This is a genomic window from Acinetobacter sp. ANC 4173, assembly GCF_004331255.1.
Classification (GTDB): Bacteria; Pseudomonadota; Gammaproteobacteria; order Pseudomonadales; family Moraxellaceae; genus Acinetobacter.
Genome location: NZ_SJOF01000023.1, coordinates 1 through 22,895, shown reverse-complemented (window position 1 = coordinate 22,895; position 22,895 = coordinate 1). Strand labels below are relative to the sequence as shown.

Genomic DNA, 22,895 nt, shown 5'->3' with positions numbered 1-22,895 from the left:
CGGTGAACCGAAGATTGTGGCAGAGCTGACCTACCCAGCCACAGGCCAAAAGTGTGTTGACCGCATTTATACCGACCTGTGTGTGATTGATGTCACTGCTGAAGGCTTAAAAGTGATTGAGAAAGTCGACGGTCTAAGCTTTGCAGAATTGCAGGCCATGACCGGTGCTCCGTTGGTGGATGCGACACAACAGAATTAATGATTTGAATCCCCCTAAATCCCCCTTTGCTAAAGGGGGACTTTTCTAGCACCAAGTGCGATGAGTCTCCCTCCTTTTTAATGGAGGGATTAAGGGAGGATTAAGAGAAGAATAGATATGAAAGACGCTTATATCATCGATGCCATCCGCACCCCATTCGGTCGTTATGCCGGTGGTTTAGCCCCAGTCCGTGCCGATGACTTGGGTGCCGTGCCGATTCAAGCCTTAATGCAACGTAATCCTAGTGTCGATTGGACCCAAGTTGATGACGTGATCTACGGCTGCGCGAATCAAGCCGGTGAAGACAACCGCAATGTCGGTCGTATGTCGGCACTGCTTGCAGGTTTACCGGTTGAAGTCCCAGCAACAACAGTCAACCGTTTATGTGGTTCATCCCTAGATGCTATTGCCATGGCAGCGCGTGCGATTAAAGCGGGTGAAGCCAACCTGATCATTGCAGGTGGTGTGGAAAGCATGTCACGTGCACCGTTTGTGATGGGCAAATCAGAAACGGCTTATGGTCGTAGCCAGAAGATTGAAGACACCACCATGGGATGGCGTTTTATCAATCCGAAGCTGAAAGCCATGTATGGTGTAGAGACCATGCCGCAGACCGCAGAGAATGTGGCACAACAATTTAATATTGATCGTGCAGATCAAGACCAGTTTGCCTTGACGAGTCAACAGCGCACAGCAACCGCGCAAGCTCAAGGCTTTTTTAAACACGAGATCATCCCTGTAAGTATTGCACAGCGTAAGGGTGATCCGATTGTGATCGATAGCGATGAACATCCTCGTGCATCGACCACATTAGAAGGTTTGGCTAAACTGAAGCCAGTCGTCACAGCAGAAGGCACCGTCACAGCGGGAAACGCGTCAGGCATTAATGACGGTGCGGCTGCTGTACTGATTGCTTCAGAACAAGCGATTCAGCAATACCAGCTTAAACCCCGTGCCAAGATTATTGCGTCTACGGCTGTGGGGGTTGAACCTCGCATTATGGGCTTTGCCCCAGCACCTGCGATTAAGAAGCTTCTCAAACAAGCCAATCTCAGCATCGAGCAGATGGATGTGATTGAACTGAATGAAGCGTTTGCTGCACAAGCACTGGCGGTTACCCGTGATTTAGGTCTGGCAGATGACACGACACAAGTGAATCCAAATGGTGGTGCGATTGCGATTGGTCATCCACTGGGGGCATCGGGTGCACGTTTAGTCACCACGGCTTTAAACCAGTTAGAACAAACCGGTGGAACCTATGCGCTATGTTCAATGTGTATTGGGGTCGGTCAAGGCATTGCAATGATTATTCAGCGGGTTTAAAGCAGAGTTAAGGATAGCGATCATGAGCCAGTTATATGCCAGCTTATTTTACCAAAACAAAGTGACTGAAATTTTCAGTGATCGCGCTTTGGTGTCTTACATGATTGAGACGGAAGTCGCATTGGCGCAAGCACAGGCTCAAGTTGGTGTCATTCCAGAATCTGCGGCAACAGCAATTTCAAATATTGCAGTAACTGCACTCGATCAGATTGACTTTGATGCTTTAGCTGTTGCTACAGGCTTGGCGGGCAATATCGCGATTCCTTTTGTGAAGCAATTAACTGCGATTGTGAAACAAAACGATGAAGATGCTGCTCGTTATGTACATTGGGGTGCAACCAGTCAAGACATTTTAGATACCGCATGTATTTTGCAGTGCCGTGCAGCAATAACGCATGTTGAAGTCTTAATTCATCAATGTTACCGCACAGCTTTGGCTCAAGCAGAACAGTATCGCTCACAAGTGATGATTGGGCGCACGTGGTTGCAGCAAGGTCTACCCATTACGTTGGGTCATAAATTAGCGCGTTGGGCTTCGGCTTTTCGTCGTGATTTGACCCGTATTGAAGCCATGAAATCACGCGTGTTGACTGCTCAGTTGGGCGGTGCTGTGGGTTCATTGGCATCTTTGCAGAATCAAGGCACAGCAGTTGTACAAGCATTTGCAGCACAGTTACAACTTTCTGTTCCAAGCTGTACTTGGCATGGTGAACGAGACCGTATTGTCGAAGTGGCGAGTGTTCTCGCAATAGTGACAGGTGGTCTGGGCAAGATGGCGCGTGACTGGTCTTTGATGATGCAAACCGAAATTGCTGAAGTGTTTGAACCGACCGCAAAAGGTCGTGGCGGTTCATCTACTATGCCGCATAAGCGTAATCCTGTCGCGGCGGCATCTGTATTGGCAGCAGCCAATCGTGTACCTGTGTTGATGTCGAGTTTGTATCAAAGCATGGTGCAGGAACATGAGCGTAGTCTAGGTGGATGGCATGCAGAATGGCTGGCATTGCCTGAAATTTTCCAACTCTGTGCAGGTGCTTTAGAGCGGACTTTGGACGTTCTACAAGGGATGCAAGTCAATGCTGAAAATATGCAACGTAATTTAGATTGCACACAGGGTTTGATCATGGCGGAAGCAGTCATGATGGCTTTGGCACCGCATATCGGACGCTTACAGGCTCACCATGTGGTGGAAGCAGCATGCAAGACAGCGGTTGAAAAAGGTGTTCACTTAAAAGAGGTCATTACTGAACTCGATCAAGTCAAAGCCTATTTTAGTGCAGCTCAGATTTCAGAAATTTTAAAACCCGCGTCATATCTCGGCAATATTCAAGACCAGATTGATGCGGTGTTGCAAGAAGCAAAAGGAGAGGCAAAGTGAATATCACGATGACCAATCGTCAAGGCAAGACTTTATCCGTTGCGATCAGTGGGCAAGACAATGCGCCTGTGATTGTATTTTCAAACTCATTGGGTACAGATAAAGGCATGTGGCAGCCACAAGTTGCTGCCTTCGAACAAAAGTTCAAAGTGGTGACTTATGACACGCGTGGTCATGGGCACAGTGATGTGATTGAGCAGACCACTGTACAAAATCTTGCAGAAGATGTGATAGATATTCTGAATGGTTTAAACATAGAAAAAGCGCATTTCTGCGGCATTTCAATGGGTGGCATGACGGCTTTGTGGCTCGGTATTCACCATGCAGATCGTTTTCATAGTATCACTGTGGCGAACTCAGCAGCCAAAATTTGGACTGAAGAAGGTTGGAATGCACGTGCAGATGCTGTGACAGCTAATGGCTTAGCAGATTTGGTCAAAACTACGCATACACGCTGGTTTAGTGAGCAGTTTGATTATCAACACGATGCTTTGGCGCAGCGCACGATTCAGTCTTTAGCCACTACGCCAGCATTGGGTTATGCGGAATCTTGCCGAGCGCTCGCGCAAGCAGATCTATCTACTCAAATTCAACAGATTCAGATTCCAACTTTAGTGATTGCGGGTGCGTTTGACCCAGTCACCACAGTGGCAGATGGCATTTTTATGCAACAACAGATTCAAAATAGTGAATTAGCGGTGATTGATGCATCGCATCTTTCCAATATTGAGCAACCTGAGCTGTTTACCCAAACCCTCAGTCAGTTCATTGGATCGATTCAATAGTTTAAGGATTTTTAAAAGGACTTTCAGCCCAAGGAGGCAGGTATGGCGTCTCAGGAATACGCTACTCAAAAAACGAGTATAGACGCACAAGCACTGATTAATGATGCACCGATTAGCAAATATCAGTGGTTGATCGCAATTGTATGTTTCTTCATTGTTTTTGTTGACGGTATTGATACTGCGGCAATGGGTTTTATTGCTCCAGCCTTGGCACAAGACTGGGGGATAGACCGCTCGCAACTGGGTCCAGTTATGAGTGCGGCTTTAGGCGGCATGATTATTGGTGCTTTGGTGTCTGGTCCAACTGCTGATCGCTTTGGGCGAAAGATTGTTTTAAGCGTTTCGATGCTGATTTTCGGTGGCTTTACTTTGGCATCGGCATATGCAGCTGACTTAAATACCTTGGTAATACTGCGCTTTTTAACCGGTATTGGTTTGGGTGCTGCGATGCCGAATGCAACCACACTATTTTCTGAATATTGCCCGCAGCGCTCACGCTCGTTACTCGTGACTTGTATGTTTTGTGGTTATAACTTGGGTATGGCGACAGGTGGTTTCATCAGCAGTTGGTTGATCCCAACCTTTGGTTGGCACAGCTTATTCTTATTGGGCGGTTGGTCGCCACTGATCTTGATGATCTTGGTGATTTTCTTCCTGCCAGAATCCTATCGTTTCTTGATTGTGAAAGGTCGTGACCCCGAAAAAGTCCGCAAAATTCTAACGCGTATTGCACCTGAAAAAGTACAGGGTGTTACTGAGTTTCATGTACCTGAAGAAAAAACCGAAGGTGCAGAGAAGAAAGGTGTGTTTGGCATGCTGTTCTCTCAGAAATATGTCAAAGGTACGGTTTTATTGTGGCTGACCTATTTCATGGGTTTGGTGATGATTTATCTACTCACCAGTTGGTTACCAACCTTGATGCGTGAAACTGGCGCAACCATGGAACGCGCTGCATTTATTGGTGGTTTATTCCAGTTTGGCGGTGTCCTCAGTGCTTTATTTATTGGCTGGGCAATGGACCGTTTCAACCCGAACCGCATTATTGCAGGCTTCTACTTTGTTGCTGGGATCTTTGCCTTTGCTGTTGGTCAGAGCTTAGCAAATCCAACCTTACTTGCCATTTTAGTGCTTTGCGCAGGTGTTGCGATTAACGGTGCACAGTCGGCTATGCCAGCACTCAGCGCTCGTTTTTATCCGACGCAATGCCGTGCAACAGGTGTGGCGTGGATGTCTGGAATTGGACGTTTCGGTGCGGTATTTGGTGCTTGGATCGGTGCGGTATTACTCGGCAATGACTGGTCGTTTACTGCCATTTTAAGCTTATTGTTAATTCCAGCTACAGCAGCAGCAGTCGCTATTTTTGTTAAATCATTGGTCGCACATACCGATGCGGCCTAATTGAGGTTTCTCCCATGAATGATGAACAACGTTATGAACAAGGAATCACCGTACGTACTGAAGTACTGGGTGAAAAGCATGTCGGTCGTTCACTTGAGAACTTGAATGATTTCAATGCCGACTTTCAAAACTTTATTAGTCGTTTTGCGTGGGGCGAAGTCTGGTCTAGACCAGGCATGCCACGCCATACCCGTAGCTTAGTCACCATAGCTGTGTTATTGGCATTGGGCCGTGAAGACGAACTACGTATGCATTTACGTGCTTGTTTTAACAATGGTGTGACCAAGGACGATTTAAAAGAGTTGATTTTGCACTGTTCACTGTATGCAGGTTTACCCGCAGCCAATGCAGCGATGCACATGGCAGAAGAAGTTTTTGCAGATTTGGGCATTGCCCCGCAAAAACTGAGTGAACTGCAATCAAACTTAGAACAAACCAACCAAGAGTAATGGAACAAGATTAAGAGGGACGTCACATGTCGCAACTTATTTTAGGTGCTTATGCACAACGCAATACCGATGATCATCCGCAAGCATACGCACCCGGCTATAAAACCAGTGTATTACGCTCGCCAAAGAATGCTTTGATTTCGATTGCAGAAACGTTAACTGAAGTGACTTCACCGCAGTTCAGTGCTGAGCAATTCGGACCTAAAGATAACGATTTGATTTTGAACCATGCCAAAGAAGGTCTACCGATTGGTGAGCGCATTATCGTGCACGGCTATGTCCGCGATCAGTTTGGTCGTCCAGTCAAAAATGCCTTGCTTGAAGTGTGGCAAGCCAATGCTTCAGGTCGTTATCGTCATCCAAATGATCAGTTTATTGGTGCGATGGACCCGAACTTTGGCGGTTGTGGTCGCATGATGACCGATGCCAATGGCTATTTTGTATTCCGTACCATTAAGCCAGGTCCGTACCCTTGGCGTAACCGTATTAATGAATGGCGTCCTGCACATATCCATTTCTCCTTGATTGCAGATGGTTGGGCGCAGCGTCTTATTTCTCAGTTCTACTTTGAAGGCGATACGCTGATTGATTCGTGTCCGATTATTAAAACCATTCCTTCGGAAGAACAACGTCGTGCGCTGATTGCTTTAGAAGACAAGAGCAATTTCATTGAAGCAGACAGTCGTTGTTACCGCTTTGACATCACTTTACGTGGTCGTCGTGCGACATATTTCGAAAATGATTTGACTTAATTCAGGGAGAACAACATGAACAATTGGAACTTTCAAGAATTGCATGAAACTCCATCTCAAACAGGTGGACCATATGTACACATTGGTTTGTTACCAAAACAAGCCAACATCGAAGTGTTTGAAAACAACTTCAACAATCAGTTAGTTCAAGAAAAAACCTTAGGTGAACGTATTCGCTTAGAAGGTCAGGTGTTTGACGGCTTAGGTTTACCATTACGTGATGTTTTAATCGAGATTTGGCAGGCGGATGCCAACGGTGTGTATCCAAGTGCGGCTGATATTCAAGGCAAAGCAGTCGATCCAAACTTCCTCGGTTGGGGACGTACAGGCGCAGACTTTGATACAGGTTTCTGGAGTTTTAATACCATTAAGCCAGGCGCAGTACCTGGACGTAAAGGGACAACTCAAGCGCCACATATTGCACTGATCATTTTTGCTCGCGGGATTAACATTGGCTTAAACACACGTGTTTACTTTGATGATGAAGCGGAAGCCAATGCACAAGATCCTGTACTGAAAGGTATTGAATGGGCACCACGTCGTCAGACTTTAATTGCCAAGCGCGAAGAGCGTGATGGTGAAGTGGTGTATCGCTTTGATATTCGTGTGCAAGGCGAAGACGAAACCGTCTTCTTAGACATTTAATCGTAGGAATCGACTAGAGCAGCTATTTCATTGCTGCTCTTGCTGAAATGATCCAAGTTTATACGTGGTGATGGCATGACCCATTTCATTCATCCCACGTATATTTGCCGTTGATGACAGAAGTCTGGCAATAATTTGAAAATACAAGGAAATGTAATGATTACCATCAAAAAATTAGCAATGCAACTTTGCTTAAGTAGCGCTGTTATCGCAGCAATGCCATCTGCATTTGCAGTCGAAACTGCCCCTGCAACCCAACACTATATGGTAAAAAACCTCAATATTGGTGATTTACCTGTCAAAACTATTGTACCGATTACCGCAAAAACAGCAGAGCAAGCCATTGCCCAAGCAAAAGTGATTGCCAGTAACCCCAATGCAGATGTGGCTGAGTTTCGCATCGACTTATTGGAGTTTTCTGCCGACACGAAAAAAGTGATTGCACTGGGTCAGCAGCTGAATCAAATTTTAAAAGACAAACCGTTGATCGCCACCATTCGTACCCATAACGAAGGCGGCAAAATGACGGTGTCTGACCAAGACTATGAAAAAATTTATCGTGAATACCTGAAAAAGCCATTTATGCAATTGCTGGATATCGAAATGTTCCGTGATGCAGGCAGTGTAGCGAAATTAACCAAATTGGCGCATGATAAACATGTGCTAGTGATTATGTCGAATCACGATTTTAATAAAACTCCAGAACAACAAGACATTGAAAACCGTTTGCTAAAACAAGATCAGATGGGTGCCGACATTCTAAAAATTGCGGTGATGCCAAAGTCAAAACAAGATGTCTTTACCCTCATGAATGCCACGCTGGCTGTGAGTCAAAAAAGTCAGAAACCCTTACTGACTATGTCAATGGGCCAGTTGGGTACGATTTCACGTGTCGCGACTGCCAACATGGGTGGCAGTTTAAGTTTCGGCATGATAGGTGAGGCTTCAGCGCCAGGTCAAATTGATGTGACCCAATTGAAACAGTTGCTGAAAACAGTACAACCAACCCCTTAATGCACTGCGTTATTCATCTTCAAGGACAGAAAAGGATTTAAAATATGAAACCATCAACTTTACGTTTGACCACATTGGTTTTGAGTTTAGCGGCATCAGGTTTTGCTAGTGCAGAAACTTATATTGTTGACCGTTATCAGGATGATAGTGCCAAAGGTTCACTGCGTTGGGCAATTGAACAATCGAATGCCAATGCGACGCAAGAAAATGAAATTCAAATCCAAGCTGTGGGCAAAGCACCCTATACAATTAAACTGAATCAGCCTTTACCGCCAATTAAGTCTTCAGTGAAAATTATCGGTACCCAGTGGGATAAAACGGGCGAATTTATTGCGATTGATGGTTCAAATTACATTAAAGGTGAAGGCGCTAAAGCATGCCCAGGGGCAAACCCTGAACAATATGGCACCAACGTCCGTACCACGACTTTACCCGGTCTGGTTCTGCAAGATGTGAACGGTGTGACCTTAAAAGGTCTGGATATTCACCGTTTTTGTATTGGCGTTTTGGTGAACCGTTCAAGCAATAACTTGATTCAACATAACCGTATCAGTAATAACTACGGTGGCTCAGGCGTGATGTTGACGGGTGATGATGGTAAGGGCAATCCGACTTCAACCACCACCAATAACAACAAAGTTTTGAACAACTTGTTTGTAGATAATGGCGATGGTTTAGAACTCACCCGTGGTGCGGCATTTAACCTTGTGGCCAACAACTTATTTACTTCAACCAAAGCCAATCCAGAACCGTCGCAAGGTATCGAAATCCTGTGGGGTAATGACAATGCGGTGGTCGGGAACAAATTTGAAAACTATTCGGATGGTTTACAAATCAACTGGGGTAAGCGCAATTACATCGCTTATAACGAACTGACCAACAACTCAATTGGCTTTAACCTTACCGGTGATGGCAACATTTTTGACAGCAATAAAGTTCACGGTAACCGTCTAGGCATTGCCATTCGTTCAGAAAAAGATGCCAATGCCCGTACAACCTTGACCAAAAACTTAATTTGGAATAACGCTAAAGATATTAAACGCTGTGAAGCGGGTGGTTCGTGTGTGCCTAATCAACGTTTAGGCGCAATTGTGTTTGCTGTGCCAGCCCTAGAGCATGCAGGTTTTGTGGGTTCTCGTGGTGGTGGTGTGGTCATTGAAGCGGCGAAACTGCAAAAAACCTGTACCCAGCCAAATGAGCAGGGTTGTAATGCGATGCCAAACCAAAACATCAAAGCCCCACGTTTAAGCTATAGCAAAGGACAAATTACCGCTGTAGTCCAAGCACAACCAAATCAACGCTATCAGGTTGAGTTCTTTGCAAATCGTCAAGCGAATGCTCAAGAAGCTGAACAGTATTTAGGAATGCAAGTTGTGACGACAAATGCACAAGGTCAAGGTCAAGCAACGTGGAAAGCATTGAATAGTGCTGCAAGTGTAACGGCGAATGTGACCGACCATTTGGGTGCAACTTCTGAACTGAGTCCAGCCGTTCGCATTAAATAATAAAAACCGCATGGAAAGCTCACTTGAGTTGAGCTTTCCTCACAAAAAAGGATGTTTGGTTATGCAACAACAATTATTAAAACCATCGATTTTAAAAACACATATGGTAAAAATTGGCACACTGTCTTTGGCGCTACTCGGTTGCCAATTGGCTTCAGCCAATGAATTTTATTCGGCAGATCGTCAATGGTTATTCGGTGATTGGAACGGTGAACGGAAGCAACTGGAAGATCAAGGTTATAAATTTACAGCAGCAATTATGAGTCAAGCGGCGACCAATTTGGCTGGTGGTTATAACGATGACAACACTTTGGAAAATGCGGGACAACTGACTTTAGGTGCTAATTTTGATTTAAGTAAAATAGCAGGTTGGGAAAATACCACAGCAGGCTTGATGATTACCAAACGTGATGGTAACTCATTAACTTTAGAGCGGATTAAAGACCCGCGTGCCAGTACTTTAGGCAATACTCAAGAAATTTACGGGCGTGGCAAGATCTGGCGCTTAACTCAGGCTTGGATCAAAACAGGATTTGATGATAACCGTGTCCAATTTAAGATTGGACGTATGGGCATGTCGGATGACTTTAACAGTTCACAATGTGAATTCCAGAACTTGCTGCTCTGTGGTGGACAGTTAGGTAAATCAATTGGTTCGATCTGGTACAACTGGCCTGTAGGACTCTGGGGCACCAATATTAAATACCAATTTGCACCTGCATGGTCACTTGGTTTGGGCGTGTATGAAGTCAATCCAGACAATGTGAAAACACAATCCAATAGTGATGGTTTTAACCTTGACATGGACAATGTTGAGGGGGCAACCATTCCATTAGAGTTGGCTTGGAAACCAAAGTTAGCCGCATTTAATAGCTTACCTGGTGAATATAAACTCGGTGCGTTGTATTCCACGGCTGAAGCAAAAGACATTCGCAGTGGTGAAATGCAAGATGGTAAATACAGTTTTTGGTTGAATGCACAACAACAACTCACACAACATGGAGCAGATCCGAAGCGTGGTTTATATATCAGCTTTAATGGTGTAGTGAACGATAAGGCCACAACATTTGTAGAAAGTACACAACAACTCGCACTTTGGTACAAAGGTCCTTTCGATAGTCGCCCTAATGATTCCATCGGTTTTGGTTTAGCCAATTATGTCGTGAATGATCGTGCGACGGACAAGCAAATCGCCATCAACGAAGGTCGTGGTTATTACAGTTACGATGCGCTTGCCAGTGACTATGTCCCAATTCAACATGACGAACTCAATGTTGAGTTGAATTATACCTATCAATGGTCACCTGCGGTCATGCTTAGACCAAACTTACAATACATCTACCAACCGACAGGGGTCAAAGAAGTAGAGGATGCATGGGTGGCTGGTTTAACCATGAAAGTGAATTTTTAACAGTATTTAGATAAAAATGATTAAAATATAATCAATATTACTGTCTAGTTTAAATACGTTAGTCGATGCTTTCACAGGTTAAACCTGTGAAAGCATAAGAATTTATTTGTGATGATAAATGATACTCAAAGGAGAGAGGGAGTGGTCATTTAAACTCACGGCACTTGGAGTAAGATGTATGTCTGAAGCTCAATCTAAGCCAGGAGCCATATTTAAAATATGGTGCTTTATCCTTGGTTTGGCCTTATTGTTAACAGGCCTATTTTATTTAATTGGTGGCGGAAAGCTCATCAGTTTAGGTGGCTCTTGGTACTTCTTTATTGCAGGCTTAGTGACCATCGTTTCATCGATTTTCATTTTTAGAAAAAAAGCCCTTGGGATTGGATTATTCAGTTTAGTCTTTGTAGGCACTGTCATTTGGGCATTGATTGATACTGGCTTCGAATTTTGGCCACTGCATTCACGCCTAATGTTCCCCGCAGGTTTATTTGCTGCCGTGCTATTCACCTTGCCATCTATTCGTAAATATCAGCAACAAACTGCAATGTCTGCACCTGCTTATGTTGTAGGTGGTCTGACTGTCCTAGGTATGTTGGGTGGTATGTACGGTATGTTTATTCCACATCCAACAGTGGAAGCTTCTGGTCAGGAATTACCGCTTGTCCCAGTGGCACCAAATAAACAACAGGTTAATTGGGATCATTATGGTAGTGATGCAGGTGGTAGCCGTTTTGCCGCACTCGATCAAATTAACCGTAATAATGTATCCAAGTTAAAAGAAGCTTGGCGCTTCCAAACGGGAGATAAAACCACAGGTTCAGGCAATGGTGCAGAAGATCAGATGACGCCATTGCAGGTCGGCAATAAAGTATTTTTGTGTACCCCGCATAACAATATCATTGCTTTGGATGCGGACTCGGGTAAACAAATCTGGAAAGCTGAAGTCAACTCTAAAGCTGATGCTTGGGAGCGTTGCCGTGGCGTTGCTTATTTTGATTCGACGCAAGCATTGGTACAGCCAACCTTGGCAGGTGCAAACGCGGTCACTGCTGTGGCAACCAATACGGCTTGTCCACGTCGTGTTTATACCAACACACCGGATGGTCGTTTAATTGCAGTGAATGCTGATACAGGTGCGCGTTGTAAAGACTTCGGTGTCGATGGGACGGTAAATTTGCTTGAAGGCTTGGGTGATGGCACTAAAGCACCGCGTTTTGAAGTCACTTCAGCACCAACCATTGCAGGTACGTCTATCGTTATTGGTAGCCGTATTGCGGATAACGTGGGTGCAGACATGCCGGGTGGCGTAATTCGTGCATACGATGTCATTACAGGTCAATTGCGTTGGGCATTCGATCCACGGAATCCAGATCCGAACTATGTACTTAAACCGGGTGAAACATATAAGCGTAGTTCAGCCAACTCATGGGCGGCAATGTCTTATGACCCACAAATGAATACCGTGTTCTTACCAATGGGAAGTTCATCAGTTGACCTTTGGGGCGCAAACCGTCAACCTTTGGATCATAAATACAATACTTCGGTATTGGCACTTGATGCGACCACAGGTAAAGAAAAGTGGGTCTATCAAACAGTGCATAATGATTTATGGGACTTTGATTTACCTATGCAACCAAGTTTGGTGGATTTCCCACTGAAAGATGGTTCGACTAAACCTGCTGTAGTCATTGGTACGAAGTCTGGTCAGTTCTTTGTACTTGACCGTGTTACAGGTAAACCATTGACCAAAGTCATTGAACAGCCTGTTAAAGCCGCTGATATTCCTGATGAACAATATAGTTTGACCCAACCACGTTCTATTGAAATGCCACAAATTGGTAATCAAACGCTGACTGAATCAGACATGTGGGGTGCTACGCCATTTGATCAATTGATGTGTCGTATTAATTTCAAATCGATGCGTTATGAGGGGCTTTTCACTGCACCGGGTACTGATGTTTCATTGAGCTTCCCAGGTTCACTCGGTGGCATGAACTGGGGTTCAATTGCATTCGACCCAACCCATCGTTATATGTTTGTGAACGACATGCGTCTAGGGCTTTGGATTCAGTTAATTAAGCAAACACCTGAAGACTTGGCGATTCAAGCCAATGGTGGTGAGAAAGTGAATACAGGTATGGGGGCAGTACCAATGAAAGGTACACCATACAAAGTCAACAAAAACCGTTTCTGGTCAGCGTTAAGTATTCCTTGTCAAAAACCGCCTTTTGGTACCATGACCGCAATTGATATGAAAACTCGTCAAATTGCATGGCAGGTTCCTTTGGGTACAGTCGAAGATACAGGTCCGATGGGCATTAAGATGGGCTTAAAAGCACCAATTGGTATGCCAACTATTGGTGGACCAATGGCAACACAGGGTGGTTTAGTGTTCTTTGCTGCAACGCAGGATTACTATTTACGTGCCTTCAATTCATCGAATGGTGAAGAATTGTGGAAAGCACGTTTACCTGTTGGTAGCCAAGGTACGCCAATGAGCTACATTTCACCAAAAACAGGTAAGCAATATGTAGTCATTTCTGCTGGTGGCGCGCGTCAATCTCCTGATCATGGTGATTATGTGATTGCTTATAGTTTAGAAAACTAAAACATATTATTGTTGTGAGAGTCCTTCTGCAAAGAGGGACTCTCTACATTCCTACCAAGATGATAAGAAAAGGATGTCTTGTGAAAGTACATAATCGCAATCCATTTCCCTTTAACTATGCGTTTTTGACAACGGTTATTTTACAGTCGATGGCATTGCATGCTCAAGATATAGCCGAATATCAACTTCCTGTGATTAAAGTCCAAGCAGTGCGCACTGAAAGTAAATTATTACAGGCACCAGCTTCTATACAGAAAGTGCAAGCTCCAGAATCTCAACTCAACACTCATGTGAATGTGTCTGAACTATTGCAAGGTGTGGCGGGTTTACAAATTAATAACCGTGAAAATTACGCACAGGATTTGCAAATTTCTATGCGTGGCTTTGGTGCGCGTTCTACTTTTGGTGTGCGTGGGATACGACTGTATGTCGATGGTATTCCTGCAACCATGCCAGATGGTCAGGGACAAAGCTCCAATATTGATTTAGACAGTTTAGACAATATTGAAGTTTTAACAGGTCCATTTTCTGCCATTTATGGTAACTCATCGGGTGGAACCATTCTCACCGAGACCAAAGAAGGACAAGGTAAAGACTCAATCCAAGTGGGGATAAATGCAGGCAGCCACCATAAACAACAAGCCAATATTCAATTACAAGGGGGTTCAGAGCAAGTCAATCAACCTGCCTATGTGATCAGTTCTTCCTATTTTGATACCGATGGTTTCCGTGATCATAGCGCTGCGCGAAAAGTGTTGAATAATGCCAAGCTCACTTGGAATTTGGAGGATGGTAGTAAGATTAATTGGCTCATAAACCGTACGAAAATTGAGGCAGATGATCCTCAAGGTTTAAACCGTGCGCAATGGCAAGCCAATCCGAAGCAAGTGAATGATGCTAAAAATATTTACGATGTACGTAAAGAAATTGAACAAACCCAAACAGGGCTGACATGGAACAAACCCCTGAATGACCAGCAAGAGTTGTATGGCATGGTCTATTTTGGCAATAGACAGGTTGTACAATATCAGTCGACCCCGAGTAGTGCCCAAATAAATCCACGTCATGCAGGCGGTGTGATCGATTTTGATCGGGATTATTATGGTGCAGACTTCCGTTGGACGGGGAAAGAGTTCTTACCGAATACTACATTCATTGCAGGTTTGGCATTTGATCAGATGCGGGAAGATCGTCAGGGGTATGAAAACTTTGATGCGACAGGACGTTATGGTGTGAAAGGTGATTTACGTCGTGATGAAAATAATACCTTATGGAATCTCGATCCTTATGTGCAAGCCTCATGGCAGTTCTTGCCAACGTGGCATTTAGATGCAGGTTTGCGCTATAGCAATGTGCATTATGAGTCAGATGACCATTACATTACCACTGGCAATGGTGACGACAGTGGTTCAACAGATTATCAAAAGTTACTTCCAACTGTCGCTTTAGGCTGGGATATATTACCTGAGCTTTATACTTATGCTAGCTATGGCAAAGGCTTCGAAACACCAACCTTTACCGAGATGGCCTATCCTACAGTAGGGACTTCAGGCATTAACTTTAATTTAAAACCTGCGACCAGTGATACTGCAGAACTTGGCTTAAAATCGCAGAATACATTAGGGTTATTTACTTTTGCTGTATTCCATACTGAAACTAAAAATGACATTGTGCCTGACGATGCCAATGGCGGACGTAGCACATTTCGTAATGCAGAAAAAACCTTACGTGAAGGCTTGGAGTTATCGTGGCAAAAACAGCTCTGGCAAGCACTTAATGTTCGAACCAGTTATAGTTATTTAGATGCGACTTTTGATGCTGATATTCCAGCGACCACAACCAAACCGCTGATAAAAAAAGGAACATACATTCCTGGTATTGCCAAGAATCAAGCTTTTGTAGGCTTGGCATGGCAACCTGAGCAGGGTTTTCAGGCAGGTTTGGAAGCACGTTATATGGACAAAATCTACGTCGATGATATCAACTCCGATACTGCACCAAGTTATACCGTTGTTGCGGCAAATGTTGGCTATTTGTGGGTCAATCAGGACTGGAAAGTAAATACTTATGCACGAGTCGATAATTTGTTTGATCGAAACTATGTGGGTTCCGTGATTGTGAATGACAGCAATAGTCGCTTCTTTGAACCTGCCGATGGTCGAAACTTTAGTGTTGGGATGAGTGTGAACAAGACTTTCTAAGAATGCTCATAGTAAAACTAAAAAAGGGGCTGAATAGTCCCTTTTTTATGATTTAATCTTTCATGGTTTAAATGCTCGTTTTTTTAGCCCAAATTTGCTTAAATACGCCTCGAAAAATAACAAACAGACATTGGGCTTTATATGAATAAATTTGCCAATACTTTGGTTTTTGCAACATTGTGTAGCAGTATGCTTTTAACGGGTTGTGATTTCTTTAAAGGAAAGAAAGACAGCGCTGAAGCAGAACAAGCAGCACCCGCAGTCAATGAGTGGGACTGTAGCAATGAAGCAAAATTAAAAGAGATTAAGACCGCTTTACAGCAAGACTATTTGAAAAAGTTAGATAAAGCCTTACGTAACTCGAGTTACTATCAGTCGGATAAAAACCTGACCGATACCATTACGCAGAATATTCAATTTGAAGTCAAAAGTATTACGACAGTAACTGAACAACCTGACACAGCGAAACAATTGGAATGTCGTAGTGAGCTGGTGGTGAAAATGCCGAAAGGTTTACAGCAACGAGCTGAAAATGGTTTTATGGCAGAAAGTTGTGACGAATGTGAGCGAGAAACAGGGACGCTTAAAGACTATATTGAAAGTGAAGCATATGGTTTAACGATGCAAAATGATCAGTTGAAAGGGGCTTTTGATTATCAACTGATTAAGACCGATAAAGAGGGCATTCAACTTCAGTTACCCAAAGAAAATAATGTATTAGATGGTTTAGTTTATATCACCGAAAAAGCGGTACTACTTGCTGCTTATGAAGAAGAGAATAAAGGAATTGCTGATAGCCATGAGGCTTACATGCAAAATGAAGCCGAGCAACAAGAACTCGCTCAGAAATCTATGGATATCCGTCAGAAAGAACTCAATGCTGATCAGGCAAAAGTGGTAGAACGTTTGAATCAAACTTGGGATAATTTTACAAGTGAGCAAAAGGCACAATTGCAACAAGATCAGTCGGATTGGTTTGAAAAGCGTGATGTAGACTGTAAAGTGCTTGCGCAAACGAGCATTCATAATTTTGCTGAAAAAGATCGTGAAACTTACCAACAGCATTACAACTATTGGGATGAGCAAATGAAAGCACAAAATCAAGACATGCAATACACCAAATGCTTTAATCAGAAAACATCTGAGCGTATTGTTTATTTAAACAATGTCTTTAATTAAGCAGAAAGTTGCTTGAAATAAAAAGGACGAATTGATTCGTCCTTTTTTTATTGGCATGCTTAGCGCAGAAATAGAGAGTAAGCGTAGACATGCGAATTAGTTTTATTGGTGCAGGACGCGTTGCCCACCATTTGGCATCTGCTTTAAAGCAACACCATCAAATTGTACAAATATATAGTCGAACTTGGGAAAAGTCACAGCATTTGGCAGAGCAGGTGGCAGCACAAGCATGTCCATCGTTATCCAAGTTATCATCGGAGATTGATTTGCTCATTCTTGCTGTCAGCGATCAATCGATTGCCGCTGTCATCGCTGAAATTGCACCGTTGTTGCCAGAGGTTCTGATTGTACATACTTCAGGCAGTACTGATCTGCAAATCCTACAGCAACAGCACCCAGGTTCGGGCGTGTTTTATCCTTTACAGACCTTTAGTCTAGAACGAGAGGTAGATTGGAAACAAACCCCATTATTTGTTGAAGCAGCAAATGGAGATGATCAAAAACAGTTATTGGATTTGGCTCAGCAGTTGAGCCAGCGTGTCTATGCTTATAGTTCACAGCAACGTTTAAGTCTGCATTTGGCTGCAGTATTTGCCTGTAACTTTGCCAATTACTGTTATGACATGAGCAAGCAAATTGTCGATCAGACGCAAGTTGATTTTAGTTTATTGTATCCACTCATTTTAGAAACCGCCGCTAAAGCCACACAGAATGATCCAAAGCAGATGCAAACTGGCCCTGCGATGCGTCAGGATCAGAATATTTTACAAATGCATCAGTCAATATTAGAAGATTTAAAACGACTCGATTTGGCGGAAGTTTATACCTTGATGAGTCAACAAATTATGCAGCGACACAGTTACTCGAAGGATGAATAACTCATATACCTGTAATAAAAACAAGTAAAGCTGCTGAAAAAGTGGCTTTTTTTATGCATTAGGATTCGGTAGAGTGCTTCTGAAAATAAATACAAATAAATAGAGGGTGTATGCGTTCACATTTATTATTAGAACAGGTGCAGTGGAAAGATCTTGTTCAATTAGGCCGTACCGATGTCATCAGTGAGTTATTCATTTCTTTACCGTGGTTAGTTGTCTCTTTCATTTTCGCAGGTTTTCAGTGGTATATTTTGGCCCTGTTTTGCTCGTTTATGTTTTTCTTAACGGGGCTTAGACAAGTGCATAACGCCTTTCATTTTGCTTTAGGCATTAGCCGACCCGCGACACATTGGGTTATGTTTGTCTTAAGCATTATCATGCTGGGTTCGATGCATGCGGTACAAATTAATCATCTTCGACACCATCAGCACTGTATGCAAGAAGAGGATATTGAAGCAAAAAGTGCAACCATGAAGTGGTGGCAAGCTTTGCTTCTTGGTCCTATTTTTCCGTGGATGTTGCATAAAAAAGCCTTTGAGGTTGGAAGCAAGACGCAGAAAAAGTGGATGTCCGCTGAGCTTGTTACCAATGTGATCGTGCTGTTTTTGGTTTTTGTCATCTTGGACATCAGTATTTTAAAATACCATGTCAGTGCAATGCTGATTGGGCAATGCATGACGGCATTTTTTGCGGTATGGACGGTGCATCATGACACGGAAGATCATATTTATATGGCACGTACAGTACGTAATGAATTCAAACGGGTCGTAACCTACAATATGTTTTATCATGTGGAGCATCACTTGTTTCCTGCAGTGCCGACACGACGGTTACATATTTTGGCAAAACGCTTAGATGAACATGATCCGACAGTTGAAATTCGGCATGTGTTTTAATCATTTCAGAATAAAAAAAAGGGCACTAAGCCCTATTTTTTTTAACACAAAACTTATTTAATTTTCTTAAATAAGAAATCGTTGATCTTATGACCTTCTTCCAGTCCACGACGTTCAAATTTAGTTTGTGGACGCCAGTCTGGACGCGGGTAGCTGTTGCCTTTACCTGCCATATTTTCAAGATTTGGACGGTTGTCGAGCACATCAAGCATCCATTCTGCATATGGTTCCCAGTCTGTCGCTGCGTGGAATGTTCCGCCCATTTCTAATTTCTGTTCAACCAGTGGCATACGGTCATGTGACACGAAACGACGTTTGAAGTGACGTTTTTTCTGCCATGGGTCTGGGAAGTAAAGTTGCACAGCGTTGATGCTGTTGTCTGGCATTTCACGTAGTACTTGAATTGCATCGGCATCTAAAAGACGAAGGTTGGTTAAACCCGCCATGCCAGCTTCATATACACATTGCGCAATACCAGGCACGTGGACTTCAATTCCGACATAGTTACGTTCTGGATTGGCTTTTGCCATAAGCACCAGTGAACGACCCATACCAAAACCAATTTCCACGGTTAATGGACGTTCAGGGTGTTCAAAATGCTGGCGTAAATCACCTACTGGATATTCCAAAATTAAGTGACCATATTGTTCAAGCGCAGTACGTTGAGAGGTATTCAGCGGAGAAGAGCGACGCATAAAAGTCACAATTTCGCGATGCTCATTCAAGTTGTCTAGCTCGATGACTTGCGGTTCTAATAGATCGGTTGACATAACTTTGGCAAATGTAAAATTCGAAAGCGGTATTTTAAATCCTGAGACGGGCAAGTCAAATTTTTTACCGTGATTTCGGCAATTAAATTGTTTTGGCGTTTTGCAAATTGATATTTTCTTGACCGATATAACATCAAGTTAAGGAATTTGAATGGAATCGATAGGTGTGATATCTAGGATGAATAAAAAAGAGCTGAATGAACAGCTCTTTAATGATGTAGAAGTATTAAAGCGGATTATAGCGGTCTATCAACGTACTACTGGCTTCATTTAAGCCCACTACTTCAATGTCGATACCTTGATCTCGAAATTTTTGTACCACAGTATTTAACATATTGACGGAAGTAATGTCCCAAATATGCGCATGGGTCAGATCCAGAATTACATGTTTGGCAGAAGTTGTGAAATCAAAGAATTGATAGAATTTTGCAGTACTACTAAAGAAAATCTGTCCTGAAACTTGATATTGCAAAGTTTGAGAGTTAATCAATTTAGATTGAACTTTCACTTCACTTTCCAGTTTATTTACAAGAAAGAGCGCGGAAAGACAGACACCGACAAAGACACCTAAAGCCAAATTGTGTGTTGCTAAAACAATTACCACCACACTCAGCATAACGATGTTGCTTTGTTTCGGATGTTTGCGAAACTGTTTGACCGAGTCCCAGTTAAAGGTGGTGAAGGACACCATAATCATAATGGCGACCAGTGCTGCCATCGGAATATAAGCCAACCAATCTTTTAAAAACACCACCAGACAGAGCAAGAATACACCAGCGACCAAGGTAGAAAGTCGTGTACGAGCACCAGAACTCACATTGATGATAGATTGACCAATCATGGCACAACCTGCCATACCGCCCATAAAGCCACTAATAATATTGGCAAAACCTTGTCCGCGGCATTCTTTATGACGATCACCTTCAGTTCCTGTGACTTCATTCACAATGGTCGTGGTCATCATGGTTTCAAGTAAACCAACAGTGGCTAAGGTCATTGCGTAAGGAAAGATGATTTTTAAGGTTTCAAGATTGAGAGGAATGTCTGGAATTAAAAAGACGGGCAGCGTATCAGGGAATTGCCCCAAATCACTGACTGTTCGCATATCTGCGCCAAAAACGAAAGCGACTAAACTGAGTAAAATAATACAGACCAATGGTGCAGGCAGTAATTTGCCAATTTTAGGCATATAAGGAAATAAATAGACTATTACTAGCCCTAAAGCCACAAAGCTATAGCCTATAAAGTCCATCTTCTGTATTTCAGGAATTTGTGCCACAAAAATTAAAATGGCGAGCGCATTAACAAAGCCATAGACCACGGATTGAGAGACAAAGCGCATCAATTTTGCGACTTTAAAATAGCCCGCAATAATCTGAAGACAACCGGTCAAAATGGTGGTTGCAAATAAGTATTGAAGACCATGATCTTTGACCAAGGTAATCATCAGCAATGCCATTGCACCCGTTGCCGCAGAAATCATGGCAGGACGTCCACCAAAAAAGGCAATACTCACTGCAATACAGAATGAGGCATATAAACCGACTTGTGGGTCAACACCTGCAATTGCCGAGAATGCAATCGATTCAGGAATGAGGGCTAAACCAACGACAATACCAGCAAGTACATCTGTACGAATATTGGATAACCATTCTGATCTTTTAACGCTAATCACGACAACATTTCATAAAATTTAAAGAATGTGTATGTTAAAACATCTAGCAATAAAAAATCACACAGGATTAACTTGAAAAATTGTAGAAATTGAACAATATTCAAAAGGTAGTTGTTTTTATATGTTTTATATAACAGTTACGTTTTTTGCAATTTACAGGTCTGATCGCTTGAAAGTTTGTCAAAAGCAAGTTTAAAAGAAGTAAAGAGTTAGATAACAAGGATCATATATGAAGCTTTATTATTCCCCAGGTGCATGTTCACTGGCATCCCATATTATTCTAAATGAAATTAATGTCGATTTTGATCTGGTTCGCGTAGACCTAAAAACCCATAAAACAGAAAAAGGTGAAGATTATTATGCAATTAACCCTAAAGGTTATGTTCCTGCCTTAGAAATTAATCCGGGGTTAATTCTAACTGAAAATGTGGCAATTTTACCTTTCCTTGCTCAGCATGATCCTAAACAGGATTTAATTCCGCCATCAGGTTTAGGGCGTGCCAAAGTATTGGAATGGTTGGGTTATCTTAACTCCGAGTTACATGATGCCTATGCTGTATTTTTTGGTGGTCCTTTATCGGAAGAAGCTAAAGCCAAAGCCTATGCAGAAATTGATCGCTTATTAACCTATATTGATAACGCCATTGCTGAATCTGATCATGAGTACTTGGTTGATGACAATTTTGGCCCAGCAGATGCATATTTATTTGTGCTAACAAACTGGTCAAATTCGATTGAGCATGATTTAACGCCTTATAAGAACATTATTGGTATACGTCATAAGGTTGCCGAGCGCCAGTCTGTACAAATGGCGATGCGTGATGAAGGCTTAATCCCTTAATATGGGACATTTGACTTCAAGCATGCAGTGAAAAAATGCCTCACTTGGAGGCATTTTTTTTTATTGGTATTCTGGGTATTCGCTAAAATCAATATCTTGTAATTGAATTTGATATTTGTTTTTGAGCGTGCTCCATTCAGTCTTTATTGGTTGTACTGTTTCAGCAAATTCATTTTTACCCGTGGTATTTTTCACTTTGCCAGTAGAAAAATTAATACTCTTTTCTGAGATGTCACCTGAGGCACGATGGAAATCATTACTATCAAAACCAATTAAATTAAAGTCATTATTTTGATAACGAAAAGTATAGCTATTATTGGTGACATACCAAGAACCGCAGCTTAACCAGTAATGTAAGCTAATTTTTAACAGACCTTTAGCAATCGTAATTCCGCCATCTTCTAATGGATCAGCAAGGCAAGGGGATTCTTCGTCATTCTCCGTTGGGAGTGAGTAATTTTCAGTCATCAGTTGATCACCCTGAGCTGTTTTAAATAGCACCAAAAGTTTTCTTGGATTCAGATTTAAGTGATCACTGCCTAAACCATCATGGCTTTTGATATTGTTTGGATTATTCTGTTGAATAATGAGAGCCGCATCTACTTGGCCATCGCGGTTTAAATCCCCTGTGGCGGTTTCCACAATTTTCCAACCTTGAGGTACAAACTTTGAATAAGCAGAAGTATTTGAAGCTGCGAATGCTGAGCAACTTAAGGTTACGAGTGTAAGAGTAAGTATATTTTTTAGCATGATGTTCTGAACTTTTATTATAAAAAGATTATAGAAAGTATAAAAAATGGATTCCGAAGAATCCATTTTAAGCTCAGTACTATTTAAAGAAATAACCCGTTTCAGGCGAGCTAGCATTGGCCATACGCTTACGTGGCATACGTCCTGCAAGAAATGCTTCACGTCCTGCTTCCACCGCCTTTTTCATGGCAGATGCCATTAAGATGGGATTTTGAGCAGCAGCAATCGCGGTATTCAT

The 22,895-nt window shown here is 42.7% G+C and carries 19 protein-coding genes and 2 pseudogenes; 17 read left to right on the top strand and 4 right to left on the bottom strand.

Features of this window, described 5'->3' with window-relative positions; all coding sequences use genetic code 11:
* From E0H94_RS17840 to E0H94_RS17765, 16 genes and pseudogenes are all read left to right on the top strand, one after another.
* Positions 1–199, top strand: a pseudogene (locus E0H94_RS17840) (3-oxoadipate CoA-transferase); the annotation flags it as partial.
* Positions 200–316: 117 nt separating this feature from the next.
* Positions 317–1,522: a 3-oxoadipyl-CoA thiolase gene (gene pcaF / locus E0H94_RS17835; protein ID WP_131327715.1), complete on the top strand. Its 1,206-nt coding sequence runs from the start codon at positions 317–319 to the stop codon at positions 1,520–1,522.
* A gap of 22 nt (positions 1,523–1,544) precedes the next feature.
* Entirely contained in the window at positions 1,545–2,900 is a 1,356-nt protein-coding gene (pcaB, locus tag E0H94_RS17830) for a 3-carboxy-cis,cis-muconate cycloisomerase (RefSeq protein WP_131327714.1), read from the top strand.
* A gap of 8 nt (positions 2,901–2,908) precedes the next feature.
* On the top strand, positions 2,909–3,685 hold the full coding sequence (pcaD, locus tag E0H94_RS17825; protein ID WP_413773029.1) for a 3-oxoadipate enol-lactonase: 777 nt from the start codon (positions 2,909–2,911) through the stop codon (positions 3,683–3,685).
* Positions 3,686–3,727: 42 nt separating this feature from the next.
* A complete protein-coding gene (locus E0H94_RS17820) occupies positions 3,728–5,083 on the top strand; it encodes an MFS transporter (RefSeq protein WP_131327712.1) in 1,356 nt (451 codons plus the stop codon).
* A gap of 14 nt (positions 5,084–5,097) precedes the next feature.
* Positions 5,098–5,532, top strand: a complete 435-nt coding sequence (pcaC, locus tag E0H94_RS17815; protein ID WP_131327711.1) for a 4-carboxymuconolactone decarboxylase — start codon at positions 5,098–5,100, stop codon at positions 5,530–5,532.
* Between the two features lie 26 nt (positions 5,533–5,558).
* The gene (pcaH, locus tag E0H94_RS17810) at positions 5,559–6,284 is read left to right on the top strand and encodes a protocatechuate 3,4-dioxygenase subunit beta (RefSeq protein ID WP_131327710.1); all 726 of its coding nucleotides are present in this window, start codon (positions 5,559–5,561) and stop codon (positions 6,282–6,284) included.
* A gap of 15 nt (positions 6,285–6,299) precedes the next feature.
* The gene (gene pcaG, locus E0H94_RS17805; RefSeq protein WP_131327709.1) at positions 6,300–6,929 is read left to right on the top strand and encodes a protocatechuate 3,4-dioxygenase subunit alpha; all 630 of its coding nucleotides are present in this window, start codon (positions 6,300–6,302) and stop codon (positions 6,927–6,929) included.
* 156 nt (positions 6,930–7,085) lie between these two features.
* Positions 7,086–7,943 carry a type I 3-dehydroquinate dehydratase gene (gene aroD / locus E0H94_RS17800; protein WP_131327708.1) on the top strand — a complete coding sequence of 286 codons (858 nt, stop codon included), beginning with the start codon at positions 7,086–7,088 and terminating at the stop codon, positions 7,941–7,943.
* A 44-nt stretch (positions 7,944–7,987) separates the two neighbouring features.
* Positions 7,988–9,448, top strand: coding sequence for a NosD domain-containing protein (locus E0H94_RS17795; protein ID WP_131327707.1), 1,461 nt, complete (start codon positions 7,988–7,990; stop codon positions 9,446–9,448).
* Between the two features lie 103 nt (positions 9,449–9,551).
* Complete coding sequence (locus E0H94_RS17790) at positions 9,552–10,859, top strand: carbohydrate porin (RefSeq protein WP_413773028.1); 1,308 nt, start codon at positions 9,552–9,554, stop codon at positions 10,857–10,859.
* 178 nt (positions 10,860–11,037) lie between these two features.
* A complete protein-coding gene (locus tag E0H94_RS17785; protein ID WP_131327705.1) occupies positions 11,038–13,467 on the top strand; it encodes a glucose/quinate/shikimate family membrane-bound PQQ-dependent dehydrogenase in 2,430 nt (809 codons plus the stop codon).
* Between the two features lie 149 nt (positions 13,468–13,616).
* Entirely contained in the window at positions 13,617–15,668 is a 2,052-nt protein-coding gene (locus tag E0H94_RS17780) for a TonB-dependent receptor (RefSeq protein WP_227548674.1), read from the top strand.
* A gap of 141 nt (positions 15,669–15,809) precedes the next feature.
* The gene (locus E0H94_RS17775; protein ID WP_131327703.1) at positions 15,810–16,847 is read left to right on the top strand and encodes a DUF1311 domain-containing protein; all 1,038 of its coding nucleotides are present in this window, start codon (positions 15,810–15,812) and stop codon (positions 16,845–16,847) included.
* An 89-nt stretch (positions 16,848–16,936) separates the two neighbouring features.
* Positions 16,937–17,725: a Rossmann-like and DUF2520 domain-containing protein gene (locus E0H94_RS17770; RefSeq protein WP_131327702.1), complete on the top strand. Its 789-nt coding sequence runs from the start codon at positions 16,937–16,939 to the stop codon at positions 17,723–17,725.
* Between the two features lie 110 nt (positions 17,726–17,835).
* Positions 17,836–18,621, top strand: a complete 786-nt coding sequence (locus tag E0H94_RS17765) for a fatty acid desaturase family protein (protein WP_131327701.1) — start codon at positions 17,836–17,838, stop codon at positions 18,619–18,621.
* A 53-nt stretch (positions 18,622–18,674) separates the two neighbouring features.
* Here E0H94_RS17765 and trmB read toward each other — a convergent pair whose 3' ends face one another.
* Together trmB and E0H94_RS17755 are read right to left on the bottom strand one after the other, a co-directional pair.
* Positions 18,675–19,391 (bottom strand): tRNA (guanosine(46)-N7)-methyltransferase TrmB, encoded by a 717-nt coding sequence (trmB, locus tag E0H94_RS17760; RefSeq protein ID WP_131265497.1) that lies wholly within the window; start codon positions 19,389–19,391, stop codon positions 18,675–18,677.
* A gap of 226 nt (positions 19,392–19,617) precedes the next feature.
* The gene (locus tag E0H94_RS17755; protein ID WP_131327700.1) at positions 19,618–21,066 is read right to left on the bottom strand and encodes a SulP family inorganic anion transporter; all 1,449 of its coding nucleotides are present in this window, start codon (positions 21,064–21,066) and stop codon (positions 19,618–19,620) included.
* Between the two features lie 229 nt (positions 21,067–21,295).
* On the opposite strand from E0H94_RS17755, the gene gstA reads away from it, so the two are divergent.
* Positions 21,296–21,907 (top strand): glutathione transferase GstA, encoded by a 612-nt coding sequence (gene gstA / locus E0H94_RS17750; protein WP_131327699.1) that lies wholly within the window; start codon positions 21,296–21,298, stop codon positions 21,905–21,907.
* A 60-nt stretch (positions 21,908–21,967) separates the two neighbouring features.
* On the opposite strand, the gene E0H94_RS17745 is transcribed toward gstA, so the two are convergent.
* The gene (locus E0H94_RS17745; protein ID WP_131327716.1) at positions 21,968–22,657 is read right to left on the bottom strand and encodes a hypothetical protein; all 690 of its coding nucleotides are present in this window, start codon (positions 22,655–22,657) and stop codon (positions 21,968–21,970) included.
* A 79-nt stretch (positions 22,658–22,736) separates the two neighbouring features.
* Positions 22,737–22,895: pseudogene (locus E0H94_RS17740) on the bottom strand (thiazole synthase); the annotation flags it as partial.

Bases quoted from the DNA above. Each gene is read 5' to 3' on its own strand.
- pcaF (WP_131327715.1), top strand. From the start codon at position 317: ATGAAAGACGCTTATATCATCGATGCCATCCGCACCCCATTCGGTCGT.
- pcaB (WP_131327714.1), top strand. From the start codon at position 1,545: ATGAGCCAGTTATATGCCAGCTTATTTTACCAAAACAAAGTGACTGAA.
- pcaD (WP_413773029.1), top strand. From the start codon at position 2,909: ATGACCAATCGTCAAGGCAAGACTTTATCCGTTGCGATCAGTGGGCAA.
- E0H94_RS17820 (WP_131327712.1), top strand. From the start codon at position 3,728: ATGGCGTCTCAGGAATACGCTACTCAAAAAACGAGTATAGACGCACAA.
- pcaC (WP_131327711.1), top strand. From the start codon at position 5,098: ATGAATGATGAACAACGTTATGAACAAGGAATCACCGTACGTACTGAA.
- pcaH (WP_131327710.1), top strand. From the start codon at position 5,559: ATGTCGCAACTTATTTTAGGTGCTTATGCACAACGCAATACCGATGAT.
- pcaG (WP_131327709.1), top strand. From the start codon at position 6,300: ATGAACAATTGGAACTTTCAAGAATTGCATGAAACTCCATCTCAAACA.
- aroD (WP_131327708.1), top strand. From the start codon at position 7,086: ATGATTACCATCAAAAAATTAGCAATGCAACTTTGCTTAAGTAGCGCT.
- E0H94_RS17795 (WP_131327707.1), top strand. From the start codon at position 7,988: ATGAAACCATCAACTTTACGTTTGACCACATTGGTTTTGAGTTTAGCG.
- E0H94_RS17790 (WP_413773028.1), top strand. From the start codon at position 9,552: ATGGTAAAAATTGGCACACTGTCTTTGGCGCTACTCGGTTGCCAATTG.
- E0H94_RS17785 (WP_131327705.1), top strand. From the start codon at position 11,038: ATGTCTGAAGCTCAATCTAAGCCAGGAGCCATATTTAAAATATGGTGC.
- E0H94_RS17780 (WP_227548674.1), top strand. From the start codon at position 13,617: ATGGCATTGCATGCTCAAGATATAGCCGAATATCAACTTCCTGTGATT.
- E0H94_RS17775 (WP_131327703.1), top strand. From the start codon at position 15,810: ATGAATAAATTTGCCAATACTTTGGTTTTTGCAACATTGTGTAGCAGT.
- E0H94_RS17770 (WP_131327702.1), top strand. From the start codon at position 16,937: ATGCGAATTAGTTTTATTGGTGCAGGACGCGTTGCCCACCATTTGGCA.
- E0H94_RS17765 (WP_131327701.1), top strand. From the start codon at position 17,836: ATGCGTTCACATTTATTATTAGAACAGGTGCAGTGGAAAGATCTTGTT.
- trmB (WP_131265497.1), bottom strand. From the start codon at position 19,391: ATGTCAACCGATCTATTAGAACCGCAAGTCATCGAGCTAGACAACTTG.
- gstA (WP_131327699.1), top strand. From the start codon at position 21,296: ATGAAGCTTTATTATTCCCCAGGTGCATGTTCACTGGCATCCCATATT.
- E0H94_RS17745 (WP_131327716.1), bottom strand. From the start codon at position 22,657: ATGCTAAAAAATATACTTACTCTTACACTCGTAACCTTAAGTTGCTCA.